A 17,404-nucleotide genomic window follows, 5' to 3' on the forward strand; every position below is an offset into this window, starting at 1 on the left:
TTCATGGAGATCGTCGCGAACGCGCCTGTTCTCGCCCCTGTGAAACGTCCCGGACGTCGTTATGACAAGGTTTTCTTCCTCGTGATGACCTTGCTTCTTCTGGTCATCGCCTTGATCGGATTTGGCCGCAGCTACTACCTTGCGGGGGTCTTTCACGCTCCGCTGCCAGCTCCGATTCTGCATGTGCATGGGGCTTTGAACACGCTTTGGATGATCCTGCTTGTGGTGCAGGCGGGGCTGGTCTCGGCGAAGAGGATCCGGTGGCACATGACGCTTGGCATCTTCGGGTTCTGCCTTGCGCTGACGATGGTGGTGGTAGGGTTCATCGTCTCGGCGAACCAGGTGCATCGCTATCAGCACGATCCGCACTTCGACGTGCTCAGTTTCGAGACGATTCCGTTCATCGAAGAGGTCTGCTTCGCCGTACTCGCCGGCTTCGCCTTCGCCTTGCGCAGGAAGGCCGCCGCGCACAAGAGACTTATTCTGCTGGCGACGATTGCGATGATGGGGGCGGCCCTGTCCCGTTTTCCGGGGCAGAATCACAACGGGACCCTTGCAGAATACGGGATGTACGGTCTTTTGGTGGTAATGATGGCGTACGATCTGTGGGCTCTTCGCACGATCCATCTGGCGACGGTATTGGGCTCTGCGCTGATCGTGGCGTACATGAATCTGGCTGCTCCGATTGGGCATACAGCGCCGTGGCACCGGTTCGCGCTTTGGATGCAGTCGTTGCAGCTTTGAGTGCGCGCCCTGAAGATGCGGTCTCGCTTTGCACGATACCCCTGACGGATACCGTGCTTCGGTCATTCTCCGCTTCCATGAAGATCCATACCCCACCCTATTCGCGATGAGACCGCGAAGAGGATGGGGCACCCATTATTTTTGATTCAGAGGCGGGTTAAAAGTCGACGTGCATGCGGACGGATTCGACCAGCACTGGGCCTCGGTCGGCGTTGTAGCCGGGGTGAGTGATGTACTGCATGTCCAGGGCGTAGAAGACGCCGCGCCAGGTGTGGACGTTGTAGTAGGCCTCGACGATGTCCTCGCGGGCGTAGTTCAGGTTGCCGTCTCCGAGGAGGAAACCTTTGCCGCCGAGTTTCAGGTAGTTCTGATGGTCGCGTTTGATGGCGTTGGTGACGTAGGTAAGGCCGATCTTGTCGAGGGGGCGGCCGTGGGACTGCATGTTGTAGTCGGCGCCGAGGGCGATGGTCTGGTCGACCTCGGTGTAGGCGTAGGACTCGTGCTGGCCTTCGTTCCAGCCGAAGCGTCCATAGGCGCGGAGGTTGGAGGTGAGTTCCTGCTCGAAGTTGCCGCCGAAGCCGTACTTCACCGTGGGGCGCTCGGCGTGGACGTCGATGTCGGGCGTCGGGGTGAGACCGGCGAGATAATTCTTGATCGCGTCGCGGTAGAGGCCCATGTTGGCGTGGTTGACGAAGCCTAGCAGGCGAATCGTTCCTTTGCGCTCGGACGGCAGGAAAGCGCTCAGGAGACCTTTGCGGAGCTCGAACTCAGTGTTTTCGCCACGGGCGCGACGGGCGTTCCAGTCGATGTCGATTCCGTTGGGCTGGGTAGGCATGAGCGCGAAGGCATAGCGGGCGGACCAGATTTTGTCGTCGTACTCGGCGATGGCGGCATAGGTGTACCCGCGGGTGTCGGCGGCGTAGTCCCATGCGCCGTTGTTGTCGACGGTCCAGTTGAGGAACTGGAGGTGGGAGTCGGTGCCGATGGAGTTGAGATCGAGAACGTCAGGGAGGCTCAGCTTGCCGATACGGAGGTCGATACGGCGCGTCGGGACCTTGGTGGCGAGTGAGAACGGGGTGCGTTCCGCTTCCGTGGTGCCTCCGCCGAGGCCGATCGTGCCGTGCATCTGGATGCGGGCGATGTATGGTTTGGAACCGAGGTTCGGGTTGCGGACCACGTCGAGGTTAGTGAAGCCGGCGAGGCCGAGCGCCTCGGAGATGCCGCGACCGCCGGCCGACTCGAAGTCGAGCAGGAACTCGGTCTCGTAGCGCGGGGTCCGGACGAGTTGCGCGCCGAGGTAGAGCGTCCCAATCAGGGACGTCTTGTACTCGCCGCGGCTGAGCAGGCTGTTATCGCTTTCATAAGGGCTGTGGAAGGGACCATGCGCCTGGAAGATGATGTTGGCCTGACCCTGCGCGTAGAAGCGCGAGGTGTCGGAGTGAGGGAAGAGCGTTGCCGGAATGGGTGCGTCGGGCACGGCTTCCTGCTGGGGCGTTTGCGCGCAGGCGTGCGCTGGGAGGAGCGCTGCGGCGAGCAGAAAGGAGAAAAGGCGAGTCATGGACTTCGAGCCATGATGCGCGAAGGCTGTGAACGGCTGGTAAAGATCAAATTTGGTCCGGAGCATGGGGTGGGGCTCTTATCTCTCTGAAGTAGGGATAGTATACCCCCCTAGGATATAAATCGGAAGTCCATTCCGTTCTTGGGTTTGGATGCCTTGATTTGCCAGCTTGACGTGGAAATTCCTCCGGCGTACTCTCTGTCTTACACGGGAAAGGAGGATGGTCCAGCCTATGAAAATTGACGGTAAATGTAGTTCAACAGTACGTGAGGTGACTGAGGCTTAGAGCGTTCCTGCTCTAGACCTGGCGTTTGCAGACCAAGCAGTTCCGCCGAGGCCCAAAGTCCGAGTTAGGGACGCCTCAAGTCAATCTCAACAGCTCACCGACAGAAAGGCCCGGATATCCAGAATCCTCTGGAACCGGGCCTTCTTCTTTTTGCGTCGGCTTCTTTAGAATGGGTCTATGGAATCTCTGGTGATTGCGGGACGGAGCTTCAGCTCCAGGCTGATTGTAGGAACGGGAAAGTACAAGGATGGACCGGAGACGAAGGCTGCGGTGGAGGCCTCGGGCGCGGAGATGGTAACGGTCGCGGTGAGGCGCGTGAACCTGGACCGGACCAAGGAGTCGCTGCTCGACTACCTGGACCCGGCGAAGATGTTCCTCCTGCCGAATACGGCGGGCTGCTACAGCGCCGAGGAGGCGATCCGGGCGGCTCGGCTGGGGCGCGAGGTGGGGCTTTCGGACTGGGTGAAGATCGAGGTGATCGGGGATATGGCAACGCTGTTCCCGGACATCGCGGCTACGGTTGAGGCCACAAAGGTGCTGGTGAAGGAGGGTTTCACCGTGCTGCCATATACCTCGAACGACATTGTGTTTGCGAAGCGTCTGATCGATGTGGGTGCGGCGGCGGTGATGCCTCTGGGTGCGCCGATCGGCACCGGTCTAGGCCTGACTGACACGTATGGGCTTCGTATGCTGCGGGAGCTGGTGACGGAGGTTCCGCTGATCGTGGACGCGGGTCTGGGAACGGCCTCCGATGCTGCGCTGGCGATGGAGATGGGCTTCGATGGAGTGTTGCTGAATACGGCGATCGCCGGGGCGAACGATCCGGTGCTGATGGCAGAAGCCATGCGGGACGCAGTGCTGGCTGGATATAAGGCGAAGGTGGCCGGCCGGATGCCGCGCAAGCTCTACGCGACGGCGAGCTCGCCGCTGGACGGTATCTCACGATGAGTCGGCGAGGGCAGGTGATGGGCGGGTACCGTTCCGCGGCCTTCGTGGTTTTGCTGGCCTTCTGTGCGGGAGTCCGCGGGTTGGGCTTTTACCTGACGGCCCGCGAGGCTTCCTTCGAAGCGGCGGCGGTGTGCGATGAAAATTGCCGGGCGGCGTGGCGGGCGTATGCCTCGCGCGGCGATCATTGGTGCGTTGCGGCTGTGCTTCTTCTCTTTGCCGCCATCGGGCTTTTTGTTTGGATACGCCGGTCCCAGGTGGATGAGTAAGGCTCGGCTGTTGCGATAGACTCGACGCATGCGCGTCTTCGGGATCGATTGCGGCACGGAGTTTACCGGATACGGCGTGGTCGAGATGGATTCGGTCGCGCAAAGGCCGAAGCTGGTGCACTGCGCGGCGGGAACGATTCGCCTAAGCAAGAAAGACAAGACGCCGGTGCGGCTGGCGCAGGTCTATCGCGAGTTGGTGTCGCTGATGACGCTGCATGAGCCGACAGTGGTCGCTATCGAGGAGGTCTTCTTCTCGTCCAATGCCAAGAGCGCGTTGAAGCTGGGTCAGGTGCGTGGCGTTGCGATGCTGGCGGCGGCGACCTGCGGGTTGGAGGTGGCGGAGTATGCGCCGCTTTCCATTAAGAGTGCGGTCGTTGGGTACGGGCTGGCGGCGAAGGAGCAGGTACAGTTTATGGTGACGCGTCTGCTGGAACTTGAGTGTGCTCCTGAATCGCCCGATGCGGCAGATGCGCTGGCGATCGCGATCTGTCATCTGCACACAGCGCAGACGTTGATGATGCAGGGGGCGCGTTGAAGGCGCTGGCGCTCGCATTGCTGTGTGGGTTGGGGGCCGGGTTGGCGCAGGAACCTGCGCGGGTGACGTTCCAGTTGGAGCGGGCCGGGTTGGATGTTCCGCGCTACACGATCTCGCTGGACGAGCAGGGGAACGCGACATATCACGCGGAACTCGCTGCACCGAAGTCACAGCCGACGACGCTTCCGGGTGAGCCGGCGGAGCCGTCCGCTCCTTCACCGGCGATCGACCGGAAGATCGTCCTCTCGGCGGCGACGACGGCCAGTATCTTTGCGCAGGCGCGGGGACTGGACCGCTTCCATACGGCGTGCGAGTCCAGGGCGAAGAACGTAGCGGACATGGGCAAGAAGACGCTGACCTATGCCGGACCGGACGGCAGCGGAAGCTGTACCTACAATTACTCCGACCTAAGGCAGTTAACGGAACTGACGGATACGTTCCAGGCGGTGCAGGCGACCCTCGAGATGGGTCGTCAGATGGACTTCAAGCATCGCTTCGACCGGCTTGGACTGGACGCGGTGATGATCTCGCTGAGTAACATGCTGGACACGCACCAGGCTACCGAAGTGGGAACGATTGCGCCGACGCTGCGTGCGATTGCTAGTGACACGGAACTGATGCAGCGCGTACGATTACGCGCAGCAAAGATGCTCGAGCAGGCGGCTGCCAGCCGCTAACCCGAGTAAATCCGCTGGTTTAGGCGTGAAGCCGGATGCTCGGGCATGCGACCTGACGGAGAGCGGAGGAGGCTGGACTTTATGTCGGGACGGGCAATGTTGGGACGAGTAGTCCTTTTCGGGGCAATGGTGGTTTTGGGCAGTGTGGCCAGGGCTCAGAACCTGGCCCCCCAGGGTGTCACGGTCCAGGCGGATGAGGCGCAGGGCGCCGTGATGGCGGATGAGCCGACGGGGGCTCCGCCGAGGATGGCCCGTCTGACGTATGTTGCGGAAGGCGTTGTGATGGTGGCGCCTGCGGACAACACGGCAAGCGTGCCGGCGGTCGAGAATATGCCCCTGACGGAGGGAATGCGGCTGACGTCGACCCAGAACGGTCAGGCTGAGGTGGAGTTCGAGGATGGAAGCCTGGTGCGGCTGACTCCGAACTCGGCGATCCGGCTGGATGCCTTGGGTACGGACGCGAATGGCAAGGTGACGACGCGGGTGAGGGTGCTGGGTGGTCTGGTGTACGTCGAGATGAGGGCTTCAACGTCGGGACGGTTTCGGGTGCAGGCGGGGGCGGACGGCTTCTGGCCGCTTGAGAACGCAACGGTCCGGGTCAATATGGACGATCCTCCGGCCGTCCTGTCGGTGCTGGATGGAAAGATACGGGTGGAGCATGTCGCGATCCAGGCGAGCGTGCCGGACCCAAACGCGGAGTCGATCAACGGCTATCTGGCCAGCGTGCACGCGGGCGAGAGTCTGCGGAGCGATGTATCGGACGGGACGCGATACTTCCTGAGCGACCGGATTCCGCCCGAGAGCTGGGATAACTGGAACGAGGGGCGGGATCAGGCAGCGTTGGACCAGTTGGCGAACGCGACATCGGTGCGCGGTGGCTATGCGGGCAGTGAGGGGTACGGTTGGGCGGATCTGGACGCGAACGGCTCCTGGTATACCCAGAACGATGGGACGCAACTGTGGCAGCCGGTGGAGGCGCTTCAGGCTGGTTTCGATCCGTATGGAGCGGGGAACTGGACATATGTGGCCGGCATTGGGTACGGCTGGGCTTCGGGTTACCGGTGGGGATGGACGCCGTTCCGGTGTGGGCGGTGGTGGTTCTACGACGGATTCGGCTGGGTTTGGGAGCCGGATAACTTCTGCCGGACGCGTTGGGGGTATGGTGGCCACTATGGGGCGTATGTGGCACGAGCGCCCAGGGACTATATCAAGCCGCTCCCGCCGATCAAGCGTCCGGGGCCAGTGCATCCGATTATTGTGAAGGGTCCGTTTGACGGGCGGCATCCCCCGTATGAGAGGCCGACAGGACCGAGGCGTGAACTGAGCGAGCGGCAGATTGCAGGTGTCGTGCTGAAGCCGGTTGTACCGAGTGGACACCCTTATACGCCGCGTGGAGGGAGCGCGGTTGGGTCGGCGCTGAAGAGAGACTATGCGGTCGATACGAAGACGAAGACGCCGGATGTCGGGACGGTCAGCACGCCGGTTCCGGGGATGACGCTGAGCACCGGGCCGGGGTGGCATGCGGTGTCGACTCGTCCTGAGCCGCAGCCTTCCGGTGGCGGCGGATTCCGTGGGCTGTTCCATAGCTCGAAGCCGGCGGGGGAGACTCCGGTGGTGATGGACCGGCGTGGGAATCCCGTGGTTCCCGAGGTGCGCAAAGAGCAGAACCGTCAGGCCGAGTTCCGTAACGAGCAGAGGAACAATGCCGCTCCGCCGGGCGTGCAGGGCTCAGGGATGGTGCGGTCCACTGCGAATTCGGCGCCTGCACAGCAGCGGATTGAGAATCACTCGAACTCGTATCAGGCTCCGCGTATGGAGAACAATGTGCATTCCGCCCCGGCGGCCTCGGCACCGGCCCCGCATTACAGCGCGCCGGCACCCTCCGCGCCGGCCGCCTCGTCACCAGCCCCGGCTCCTGCGGCGGCAAGCCACAAGTAGGGTTCAGACGAGGTTGCAGTAGAGTGCTGCGGTGTCTTCAAGACTGAGGGCTTCGGCGCGGATCTCGGGGGGGAGACCGGCGGGCCAGGCGGCGTCGATGGCAGCGGGGGTGTGTCCGGCGGTGCGTAGGTTGTTGCGCAGGGTCTTGCGCTTCTGGGCGTAGATCTGGCGGAGGAACGCGTCGAACGGGGCTGGTTCCACGCCGAGTTCCGCGAATCGCGGGGCGAACTCAAGGCGGATGACGGTCGAGAAGACGTCGGGGGGCGGGTTGAAGGCCTCGGGCGGCAGGGTAAAGAGGTGGTCGACGCGAGCGTGCATCTGGGCGGTTGCGGAGAGGAGACCGTAGTCCTTGATGCCGGGGGCGGCGGAGACGCGGTCGGCGACCTCGCGCTGCATCATGAGGACGGCGCGGCGGATAAGGCCGGTTCGGGAGGCCGCGAAGAGTTTGAGCAGGATGTCCGAGGTGATGTAGTAGGGCAGGTTGCCGATGACATCCAGATCCTGGCCCAAGGGGGCCAGATCGACTTCGAGGACGTCGCCTTCCAGGATCTCGACGGCTGGGTTTTCGCGGAAGCGAAACCGAAGTTCGGCGGCGAGGGCACGGTCGAGTTCGATGAGGATGAGCTTTTTGGCTCTGGTGGCGAGGATCTCGGTGATGGCTCCGTGGCCCGGGCCAATCTCGACGACGGTGCGAGTGGAGAGATCGCCGAGCGCGTCGGCGATGGCGTGGCGGGCGCGGTCGTCGATGAGGAAGTTCTGGCCGAGTTTCGGCTTGTGTTTGTTGCCCATCGCGATGCCCCCTCTCCCCCTGGGTTGAGTGCTAAAGTATTCTTGTCAATCGAGTTAGGTCCGGACTTCTTTTAACGTCAGTCTCGAGCGGTCATCCGTCTTACATGGAAAGACCCGGCGGAGTGGGCCGGGCCTGTCTCTACGTCCGACTCTATTGTTTCACACGGATGAGGGTTTATGGATCACGGGTAAGTCGTTGATGGGGCTAGGGTTGATGGGTTGCGGGGGTTGACAGGCGGAATTGGCGCAGACTCAACGTACTGTCGCCCAGTAGGTTGAGGCCTGGGGCGGGGCATACCGCCCGGCTCCAGGCCTCACGTTTGCAAGCGATCGATTCTTGGGCGCTTGCTGCTGTGCAACGGTGCTCGGAAGTGACTACTGATCGTGTTGAGCGTGCGCTGTGACGTCCACGGCGGGCTGTTTGGCGGTTGGCAGCGAGAGACCGAGCAGATAGGCGAGTGTTGGAGCGATCTGGCGCATATCGATGACTCCGAGATTGCGGCCAACTGCGATCCCTTGTCCTTCCACGAAGAAGGAGGAACGCATCGCAGGTCGAGATGGCAGATAGCCGTGCATTCCTGTTGAGGGAGCGTCGACGACCACGGCCCCGGCCAACGCGTTTCCAGGCGTGTAGCCATCCTTGTAGTCGACAAGGAAGCTTGCATTTGGAAAGCCCCCGCGCGCCACGATCTCATCATGCTCCAGAATGGCGGAGATCCCATTGGCCGGGTCGGTCTTTGCGGCGTCGAGAACCTGGCGCACCCGAGCTACGAGTTCTGGGTTGTCCGGCTGCTTGAGCATGATGGCATTGGATCCGCCGGCTGGCCACGCCTCTGCCGTCCAGTCAACCACCTTCTCCTTCTTGCCAGCACTTTTTGTGGCTTCAATCTCGATAAGTCCCGCGCGGGTAAGGAGCACGTTCAGATTGACCCGGTGATCGACGCGCAAGAAGCCGTGGTCCGAGACAACGACGATTCGGGTACGCGGATCGACTGCGAGTGCGGCGTCACGAATCTGGCCAATCTGGCCATCGATGGTCTCGAGCGTAGCGTTTGCTTCCGGGCTGAAGGGACTATGCTCATGCTCCTGATGATCCAGATCGGTCAAGTGCACAAGCGTCAGGGACGGATGGAACCTGGTCAGGATCGCCACGGTCTCCTGAGTCTTGGTCACGTCCTGGTCGATATCCCTGGCTGGATGAATGCCAATCTGATTGAGAATGTTCTCGGGGTGGTAGGGGGAGCCGGACGGCTTATCCGTGTGCTCGGACTGTGTGCCCTCGGCGATGTTGTAGTCGATGGGAGCGCCCACCGTGACCGGCCATCCCACGTTGGCGGTCGTCAAGCCCGCAGCGTCGGCAGCCGTGTAGAGAGTTGGGACCTTGATATCGGCGAAGTCCCAATACCAGGTGTTCGGATGCTGCTGCAGCGGGTCGAAGATGGTGTTGTTGAGAACGCCATGTTCGCTGGGCCATACTCCGGTGACGAGCGTGGTATGACTCGGATACGTCACGGTTGGGATGACGCCAACGACTCCTGTTGCATAGGCGCCCTTCGCGATAAAACTTCGCAAGACCGGGATGCGGAGATGATATGTATCGGCATGAGTTACATATTCCGGCTTCATCCCGTCCACGGAGATCATCACGACCGGCGCAGGACGGGTCTGGGCAGGAAGGAGCTGGGCAGCGGTGAATCCGCTGCCCAGAACAGAGGCAAGAGCAAACAAGCGTGCAGAACGAAACGGTTGCATTTTTCTCTTTCTTCGGTGAAGCCGGTCCGGATCAGGACTAGCGGTTGAAGCGGATGCCCAACTGAAACTGGCGTGCAGTCTCTGCCGAGGTTGGCGTGTTGAAGGTGGCATTGGCGGTGGGGCCAGACCCGAAGGTGCGGTTTACGCCGGTCACATTGAGTCGATTGGGTGCATTGAAGACCTCACCAATCAGTTGAATGGTGTTGCGGTCGTGAATGTGGAAGTCTCTCGCGATCCGGAAGTCGGCTTCGATGTAAGAAGGAAGCCGGAAGGAGTTGTAGCCGTACCCGACTGGCCGATCGTTGAAGATCAGGTCGCCGTTGTTGTCCGATCCGGTCAAAGGATTGAAGGGAAGTCCCGACTGCCCAACAATCCGCGAGCTGATCGTCCATCCGTTCACGAGCTCTTGCATGCGGCGGCTGGCGAGGCTGTAGTGGGTGTCATAGACCGCAGTGAACGTAACCCGATGGGGCTGGCTGAAGTCTCCTGGGCCTGCATCCTGCGACGGATTGGCAGGGTTCGACGGCGTGTTGAGGACGCCGAAGTTTGTGAATGCGCTGGAACCATTCAGGTAAGACAGGCCGCGCACGTTCTGGTAGTTGTATGCCGCCTGGAAGCTCAGACCCCAGCGGGCCCGCTGAGTCAGCATCGCAACGAAGCCGTTGTAGTTCTGATACCCGTTCGAATTGGCCGTGTAGATATTGCCAAACGCCGCGTTCGGGCGGTTCTTGGTTCCGCCGTAGAGCGGGCCACCGTTCGGAGCTGTACCGACCACGGCCAGGTTCGATGGAATGGTGTATGGCAGATTCTTGGCGCGGTTGCCGAAGTACGACAGCGACAGGGACTGTCCCGACATAAGCTGATGCTCGACCGTCGCGAAGTAGCTATGCACCATGGGGTCCTGGAACTCCGAGGCGTACACATACAGATCTGAAGGCAACAGCGCCGCGGCCCCGCTGGTCGATACCGGGCCCGTGGTGAAGGCCGGCGCGCCCGTTTGCGTGGGCGTAACCGTCAGGTTCCGAACCGCCAGGCCATTCCCTCTGCGGAATGTGTTGAAGGTCTGCGCGACCGTCGTGTTGTAGTAAATGCCGTAACCGCCGCGCAGCACGGTCTTGCCATCGCCGAACGGGTCAAACGCAAGCGCGACTCGCGGGGCAAAGTTATTCATGTCCTGCGGAATCGTTCCCGTGGCCGGGTAGGCCGGGTTGAGAGCACCCGAGGGCCGAAGGAACAGCTCATAGCGCAATCCATAGGTCAGCTTCAGACGGCTGTTCACGCGCCAGTCGTCCTGCACAAAGTAGCCCTGCGCCAATACTTGAGAGGTGGTGAATTCGTTGCCTGTCGCCCGGGTGTACTGCGTGTAGGTGTACGGAAGGCCTGTCGAAGGATCGACCACATTGTTGAGAGCATTCACTGCCTGCTGCAGCGGGGTCACGCTTCCGCGGGTGCCGCTTGCGCTCAGACCGGTGAAGGTAAACGTTCCGTTCAGGTTGCGCGTACGCTCGCGGAAGGAGTTCGGCAGAAGCTCCACACCGGCCTTGAGCGAGTGATTGCCAAGGTTCCATGTGAAGTTGTCTACGAACTGGTAACCGGACTCGTATGAAGAGAACGTGCCGTCCTGGTTGCCGTTATAGCTGCCGATGCCGGAGATCGTGATCTGCGGCGTCAGCGGGCTGATGACGCCGTTCGAGATGTCTCGCTTGATGCCGAGAAAGCGGAACTCGTTGAGTTTGTTTGCTCCGAGTGTTGTGACAAGCTGCAAGGTTCCCGACTGCGGATTCTCGTCGAAGCGGCTCGCAACCTGGCGGGTAATCTGACCACTGCCCAGGGGGCTTTCGCGATCGCGATAGTAGTTGTAACGCAACGTCAGGCGGTTGGACTCGTTCAACTGCACGTCGCCCTTCAGGGTGAGCGTGTGGGCGCGAAAGCTTCCATTGAAGGAGGCAATGTCGGCGGGCGCGATGCCCAATTGTGCCGCCACCGCGCTTTGCGTCGCGCCACCAAAGGTAGAAACCTGGGGAGCATCCTGCTGCCAACGCTCATAGCTGCCGAACAGGAACGCCTTGTTCCTGCGCAGCGGTCCGCTCGCGGTGCCACCGTAGTTGTAGCGTGAGAACTGGGGTGTCGGGGTCGTGCTGCTCAAGAGGAAGGGACGCTCCGACAGGGCCTTATTGCGGGCGAACAGGAATCCACTCATATGGAGGTCGTTCGATCCCGACTTGGAGAGCGCATTCAGCATGAGCGCAGCCTGCCGGCCGAACTCTGCCGAGTAGTTGGTGACTACCTGTACTTCGCTCAGCGCGTCCTCGCTGATCACCAGGTTGCGTGCGCCGCCTTGCACGTTATTGCTGACACCGTCGACGTTCATTTGACGAAAGCCAAGTCCGCCAAAGGACACCGAAGGCGTTCCGGTGCCCGACCCGCCGGTCGACAACGGAGGAGCATTTACGATCGGGTTCACGACGAACAGATCCAGAAAGCTGCGCCCGGGGACAGGAATGTTCGGAACTTCGCGGCTGCCGTAGATGTTGTTGTAGGCGTTGGTTCGTGCTGTCTCGATGACCGGCATCTCGGCTGTGACCTCGACGCTCGTTGCAACTGAACCGACCGCTAACGCAATGCGCAGCGTCTGTGCCTGCCCTGCGGCAAGCATGATGCCGTCCTGCTGCTGGGAAGCAAAACCATCCTTCGAGATCGACACCGAGTACGTTCCCGGGGGAAGAATCTGTACCCGGAAGTATCCCTCGTCATCGGAGATAGCCTCACGCTTGAGCCCTGTCTGCGTGTTCGTCACGCGGATCTGCGCGCTACTGAGATTGCTGCCGTCCAGAGCACGCACGTACCCTTCGATGTTTCCATCGATCGCCTGACTTTGGGCGAACAGCCTGGGTGACGATAAGGCGCCGTAGGTGACGGCGAGACACATTCCCGCAAACAGGCCGCAGCGTAGCGATACCACGCGCGACATGACCCGGAAGGAAGACTGCTTCTTCATTCAAACCTCCTGCTTTGTTTCACTGATCGGTGAAGGGCAAAGTTTGCCCAACATAGCGTCACAGCACGCGCACGTATCCGATCTCTGCACCGGTTGATTGGCGAGAGATGACTCGATAGACCGAGCACTGATCCCTGAGCTGTGGGCAGAGAGCGGTTGCCTGTCGGCTGAGTCGCTATAGCTGGAAACTACGGAGGCAAGATGAACAAAATGTCACAAAGAGGTCATCGGACCGTTAATTTGGTCAGACGTCCGACCTCTGACCTCTTTCTTTGGATCGAATCGCGAAAGCTTGATAGCATGGTCCAACCATGCCGTCCATTGACCCCGTAGACGACCTCGATACCAGTGCGCTGAATCGACAGATATGGAAGAGCGCACCTCGCGAAAACCTCACCGTTCGTGTCGCGAATGCCATCCGGGAGCAGGTCCGCAATGGGACGCTCAAACGCGGTGCGCAACTGCGTGGAGAGATCGAGTTTGCGAAGGAGCTTGGTGTGAGCAGGCAAACCCTGCGCGAAGCCACCCGTCTGCTCACGCTGGAGGGTCTGCTGGCGATTCGGCATGGTGTCGGTACGTTTGTCGCAGAGGCGCCGGTCGCGCTGAGTAGTCCGCTTAACTCGATGCAGTCCATGTCCGGGTTGATCCGTGCCAGTGGAGGGGAACCCAGCGTTGGCGAACTCAAAGTGCGACGCATCGCTGCAAGCGAAGAGATCGCTGCGGCGCTCGACATCGCCCAGGGCGATGCGGTGGCGGAGGTTCTGCGCGTCCGGCTGATCGACGGTAAACCTCTTGCCGTCGCATACGATTACCTTGCACTTCGCAACGATGCGGACTGGATGCTGCCACTTCTCCGCACGTTTGACGGCGCATCCATCTATGAGTTCATCGGCAGCAAGCTGAACGTGCCTCTGGCGTGCAGTGAGGCTTCCCTTACCGCGGTCGCAGCCAATAAACGTCATGCGGAACTGCTGTGCGTCAAGCCGGGCTCTCCGCTTTTGCTCGTTCGGGAGATTCACCTGGATAGCAAGCAGAAGCCGGGGCTCTACAGCACGGTCTTTCACAACTCCTCGCGCATGAGCTTCACCCTGGTACGACCCGGCAACCAGCGATGATGCTTCCGGCGATCTTTGGCAATTTCGCGATCGACGACCTCGTCTTTCCCGACGGAACAACGCGGTGGGCGGTCCCTGGTGGATCCGCAGCCTATGCAGCCCTTGGGGCAGCGCTATGGGCCGGCAGTGCAAGCGCAGTCGCTCCGCTGGGTGATGACTATCCGCTGGCGCTGCTCAGCGCGATCGATACCACGCGCTGCCGACAAATCCCGCACACCATGCGGAACTGGGGGCTCTACGAAGAGGATGGCTCACGGTGCTTCGTGAGTCGCAGCCGAGATCGTGACTGGAGCCTGTTTTGCCCGTCCATCTCGGATGTGCATACCGGCAGGCAGACCGCCGCGCATCTGGCTCCAATGCCTTTCGCTCGGGCTTCGGAACTGATCGACGAGCTGCGTCGCTGTGAAGCAAGGATCATCTCGCTGGATCTCGACAATCATGATGTCTCCGAGCCGGTTACGCGGGACGAGCAACTGGAACAGATCCGCGCCGTCGATCTTTTCCTGCCCAGCAAGCAGGATATGCAGCGCATTTTTCCCGGTCTTCCTGTCGCGCTTGCGCTGCGCCAACTTCGTGAATGTGCTCCAGCGGTCGCGCTGATTGCAATCAAGTGTGGCGCCGCCGGCGTGGTCGCTCACATTGCCGGATCTCAACAGATACTCAGTCTCCCCAGCGCAGCCAGGTCGGTAGCCGACACAACGGGTGCCGGCGATGCATTCTGCGGCGCAGTCCTTGCCGGCTTCGCCTCGCACGCCGATCCTCTCCAGGCCCTCTTGCAGGGAACGATTGCCGCTGCATGCTGCGTGGAGGCCTTCGGTCTCTCTGGACTCCGCAAGGTCGACCGGAAGACACTCGAGGAGCGCCTGAGACTGGCGCAAAACCACGTCGAATCTTCCCTTTTCTGAATGACAGATTCGTCCATCATCGCGGTAGACTTGCGCGATTCTGCAAGCATTCCTGCGTATTTCAGATCGTATGGTCTTTTGCTTAAATGGTGTGGCTTGGGTCGAGGACGGCGGCCTCGATTTCGGCGGAGGGGCGGACGGTGATGCGGTTGCGGCCCTCGGCTTTGGCTTTGTAGAGAGCTTCGTCGGCGCGGGCGAGCAGGGAGAGAAGGGTGTCGGCGTGGGAGAGGGTAGTGAGGCCGATGCTGAGGGTCGTGGCGGGTGGGGTTGTCTCCTCAACTTCCCTGCGGAGGCGCTCGAGGACCTGCAGGCCTTCCTGGGTGGGGGTGTTGGGAAGCACGACGAGGAACTCGTCTCCACCGAAGCGGCCGACGGAATCATAGGTGCGAAGGTTACGGTCGATGGTGCGGGCTACGGCAACGATGGTTTTGTCGCCTTCAGCGTGGCCGAGGGTGTCGTTGATCTCCTTGAAACGGTCGATGTCGACGAGGGCTACGGCGAGAGGGATGCGGAAGCGGTGGGCGCGGTCGATCTCGGCGGCGAGGATGCGCTCGGCTCCCCTGCGGTTGAGGGCCGAGGTGAGAAAGTCGCGGGTGGCTTCGTCCTGAAGCTGGCGGACGAGGTCTCCGTTGAGGATGAGCAAGAGAAGCTGGCCGGTGGCGATGAAGAAGAAGAGGGTGGTGAACAGGGCGAGCGACTGTTGGCCTTTGGTGTCGAGGACGATCGTGGAGACGGGGTGTGCGATGGAGTCCCAGGTGGCTTCGAGGCTGAGCAGTGCAAAGACGAACATGAGGGCGCTGAGAGGGCGAAGATGGCGGCGTCCGGTGTGACGGAGGAGTTCGATGGCGATGGAGATCCGGAAGAAGAAGGTGACGAGGTCGGTGATGATGAGGTTGACGCGGTTGGAATCGATGATGAGGGTGAAAAAGACCGTGAGGACGAGGGCGATGGCGACGATGGGCCACGCGAAGCGGCTGGCACGGCGAACGCCGAAGAAGCGATCGACCCCGATGAGCAGAAGGGCATAGACGGCGCGGACGAGGGTGTCTTCGATGACGTTGCCGGCGAGGTGAAAGAGCGGCGTGTTGTCCGGGAGGAAGGCGATGAAGAAGCAGCCGGCGGTACCGAACAGGAAGGCGAGTGCGAAATGGCCGGCGCCGCGCACGGTGCGGTTGGTGCGCCATATCCGGGCGAACGCAAAGGCCGACATGGAGGTCGAGAGCGCTATGCAGAGAAAGAGCGTCCAGTTATCCAAGCGTTCGATGATTGCCATGACCTCCCATGGTACCGGAGGCCGGGGTCTGACCCAGGATTAGAAGTAGTTTTTGAAGTCGGGCCAATCGCCTGAAAGATTCTTTTTTCGGCCGTGGAGGAGGTAGATGTTGCGGTGCTCGAAGGGCATGGAATACGGGGTGTCCATACGGCCCACGATCTCGACCTTGTCGTAGTACTCTGCGAGTTCCTCGGGCTTGGAACCGACGAGAGAGATCACGACCTCGCCGGTGGCCCCGCGCGGCCCCCAGAGAAAGTAGTTGTTGTGCCCGCTGATGGCGGTGGGCAGGCCATGTCCGAGGAAGTTGATGGCAGCGGCTTCGCCGTAGTTGGAGCCGAAGATGGCGACCTTGGCCTTCTCCTCGGGTGGGAGAGCATTGTAGACACGGGTGACCTGGTCGACCTCTTCCTGCCAGCCGAAACGGTCCGCGTAGAACTGGGGGAGTTCGCCGGATGAGTCGGTCTCACTGTTGCCGGTGTTGGCGAGGTGCGTTGCGTGTCCGTAGGCGATGAAGGCAGCGGGACGCAGGATCGGCAGGGAGAGGGGAAGCAGAACCGCGCAGAAGAAGAGGAGCACGGTCTGCAGGATGGGGAAGGCGAAGGCTCGACCCTGCTGCACGCGGAGGTTGTGGGAGTCCTTCGTCTCCCACGCGATGCCCCCGGCGGCAAACAGCACCGGATAGATGGGTGCGATGTAATAGTCCTTGGCGTGGAGCGCCATGCAGAGGCCAAGGAAGACGAGATAGGTGATGCCGATCCAGCGCCAGGGCTTACGACGCAGCAGGAAGATGAGGCCAGCGCCCCAGACGAGGAGGTTTGCGGGTTGGAGAACGAGGATCTGCTGACCCATGAGGGCGACTGGGTTCAGCGCGATATTTTTGCCGCCGACCCGGCCGTTGTGGAGGAATTCGAGCGTCGGCCAGTGATTGTGAATCTGCCACAGGAGATTGGGCAGGGCGATGAGGATCATGAGGGCGATGCCCATGACGGCCCAGCGGGTGGCGAGGACGCGGCGGGCTGGGGCCGCGAGAAGACCGATCAGCAGGGCGATGAGAAAGAAGGTCATCGAGGGCTTGTTGAGGAGCCCGATTCCGGAGGCGACGCCCCACAGGATCCAGAGTTTCGGGGAGGCCGGCTCTTGCCGAAGCTGCAGGATGAGGGCGAGGAGTGCGGTCATCCAGAACATGGACTCGAAGGAGTTCATGGAGAGGAAGGAGTCGAGGCCGAGGTACATGGGCACAACGAGGCAGGCGGTCATCGCCAGGCCCTGCGCGGAGCGGCGTCCGCCGAGCGCCCAGGCGAGTATCCCTGTGAGGAAGACGCGCGCTGCCCCGGCGAGGGCGGCGAAGAAGCGAATGCCGGCGAGGGATTTGCCGAAGAGAGCGAGGGCCAGCTTGGCCTGCACGGCGACGATGGGGCCGTGATCGACGTAACCCCAGGCGAGATGGCGGCCGCATTCGATGTAGTACATCTCGTCGCGGAAGTATCCCCAGCCTGTGTGGGACTGGTAGAGATTGGCCGCGACGTGGAGGGCGAGCTTGATGATCGCGAAGAAGGCTGCGAGGCGGAGGGCCGGAGCGAGCGTGCGGTCGGTGGGTCGGACGATGGTGGTGGCCATGTG

14 protein-coding genes are annotated in these 17,404 nt (G+C 61.5%); 8 read left to right on the top strand and 6 right to left on the bottom strand.

Annotated elements, in window-relative coordinates:
- Positions 1-3 precede the first annotated feature (3 nt).
- A complete protein-coding gene (locus BM400_RS12490) occupies positions 4-744 on the top strand; it encodes a hypothetical protein (RefSeq protein ID WP_089839463.1) in 741 nt (246 codons plus the stop codon).
- A 157-nt stretch (positions 745-901) separates the two neighbouring features.
- Here the strand turns inward: BM400_RS12490 and BM400_RS12495 are convergent, their stop codons facing one another.
- Complete coding sequence (locus tag BM400_RS12495) at positions 902-2,368, bottom strand: carbohydrate porin (RefSeq protein WP_245781852.1); 1,467 nt, start codon at positions 2,366-2,368, stop codon at positions 902-904.
- Positions 2,369-2,765: 397 nt separating this feature from the next.
- Here BM400_RS12495 and BM400_RS12500 point away from each other — a divergent pair, with 397 nt between their 5' ends.
- The 5 genes from BM400_RS12500 (at position 2,766) to BM400_RS12520 (ending at position 6,952) form a co-directional block, all read left to right on the top strand.
- Positions 2,766-3,536 carry a thiazole synthase gene (locus BM400_RS12500; RefSeq protein WP_089839464.1) on the top strand — a complete coding sequence of 257 codons (771 nt, stop codon included), beginning with the start codon at positions 2,766-2,768 and terminating at the stop codon, positions 3,534-3,536.
- The gene (locus BM400_RS12505) at positions 3,533-3,802 is read left to right on the top strand and encodes a hypothetical protein (protein ID WP_141223912.1); all 270 of its coding nucleotides are present in this window, start codon (positions 3,533-3,535) and stop codon (positions 3,800-3,802) included. Before BM400_RS12500 ends, BM400_RS12505 begins: the two co-directional genes overlap by 4 nt.
- A gap of 28 nt (positions 3,803-3,830) precedes the next feature.
- Positions 3,831-4,337, top strand: coding sequence for a crossover junction endodeoxyribonuclease RuvC (ruvC, locus tag BM400_RS12510; protein ID WP_089839466.1), 507 nt, complete (start codon positions 3,831-3,833; stop codon positions 4,335-4,337).
- The gene (locus BM400_RS12515; RefSeq protein ID WP_089839467.1) at positions 4,334-5,014 is read left to right on the top strand and encodes a hypothetical protein; all 681 of its coding nucleotides are present in this window, start codon (positions 4,334-4,336) and stop codon (positions 5,012-5,014) included. The genes ruvC and BM400_RS12515 overlap by 4 nt, the downstream gene beginning before the upstream one ends.
- 144 nt (positions 5,015-5,158) lie before the next feature.
- Positions 5,159-6,952, top strand: coding sequence for a FecR family protein (locus BM400_RS12520; RefSeq protein WP_175529011.1), 1,794 nt, complete (start codon positions 5,159-5,161; stop codon positions 6,950-6,952).
- A gap of 3 nt (positions 6,953-6,955) precedes the next feature.
- On the opposite strand, the gene rsmA is transcribed toward BM400_RS12520, so the two are convergent.
- The 3 genes from rsmA to BM400_RS12535 form a co-directional block, all read right to left on the bottom strand.
- Positions 6,956-7,741: a 16S rRNA (adenine(1518)-N(6)/adenine(1519)-N(6))-dimethyltransferase RsmA gene (rsmA, locus tag BM400_RS12525; protein ID WP_089839469.1), complete on the bottom strand. Its 786-nt coding sequence runs from the start codon at positions 7,739-7,741 to the stop codon at positions 6,956-6,958.
- 375 nt (positions 7,742-8,116) lie between these two features.
- A complete protein-coding gene (locus tag BM400_RS12530) occupies positions 8,117-9,493 on the bottom strand; it encodes an alkaline phosphatase family protein (RefSeq protein ID WP_089839470.1) in 1,377 nt (458 codons plus the stop codon).
- A 37-nt stretch (positions 9,494-9,530) separates the two neighbouring features.
- Entirely contained in the window at positions 9,531-12,491 is a 2,961-nt protein-coding gene (locus BM400_RS12535) for a TonB-dependent receptor (protein ID WP_089839471.1), read from the bottom strand.
- 311 nt (positions 12,492-12,802) lie between these two features.
- Between BM400_RS12535 and BM400_RS12540 the strand changes: the two genes are divergently transcribed.
- Together BM400_RS12540 and BM400_RS12545 are read left to right on the top strand one after the other, a co-directional pair.
- Positions 12,803-13,606, top strand: a complete 804-nt coding sequence (locus BM400_RS12540; RefSeq protein ID WP_089839472.1) for a GntR family transcriptional regulator — start codon at positions 12,803-12,805, stop codon at positions 13,604-13,606.
- On the top strand, positions 13,603-14,511 hold the full coding sequence (locus BM400_RS12545) for a carbohydrate kinase family protein (RefSeq protein ID WP_089839473.1): 909 nt from the start codon (positions 13,603-13,605) through the stop codon (positions 14,509-14,511). Before BM400_RS12540 ends, BM400_RS12545 begins: the two co-directional genes overlap by 4 nt.
- Before the next feature lie 82 nt (positions 14,512-14,593).
- On the opposite strand, the gene BM400_RS12550 is transcribed toward BM400_RS12545, so the two are convergent.
- Entirely contained in the window at positions 14,594-15,784 is a 1,191-nt protein-coding gene (locus tag BM400_RS12550) for a GGDEF domain-containing protein (RefSeq protein WP_089839474.1), read from the bottom strand.
- A gap of 39 nt (positions 15,785-15,823) precedes the next feature.
- Complete coding sequence (locus tag BM400_RS12555; protein ID WP_089839475.1) at positions 15,824-17,401, bottom strand: ArnT family glycosyltransferase; 1,578 nt, start codon at positions 17,399-17,401, stop codon at positions 15,824-15,826.
- Positions 17,402-17,404 lie beyond the last annotated feature (3 nt).

This window comes from Granulicella pectinivorans (assembly GCF_900114625.1).
In the GTDB taxonomy this organism is placed as follows: Bacteria; Acidobacteriota; Terriglobia; order Terriglobales; family Acidobacteriaceae; genus Edaphobacter; species Edaphobacter pectinivorans.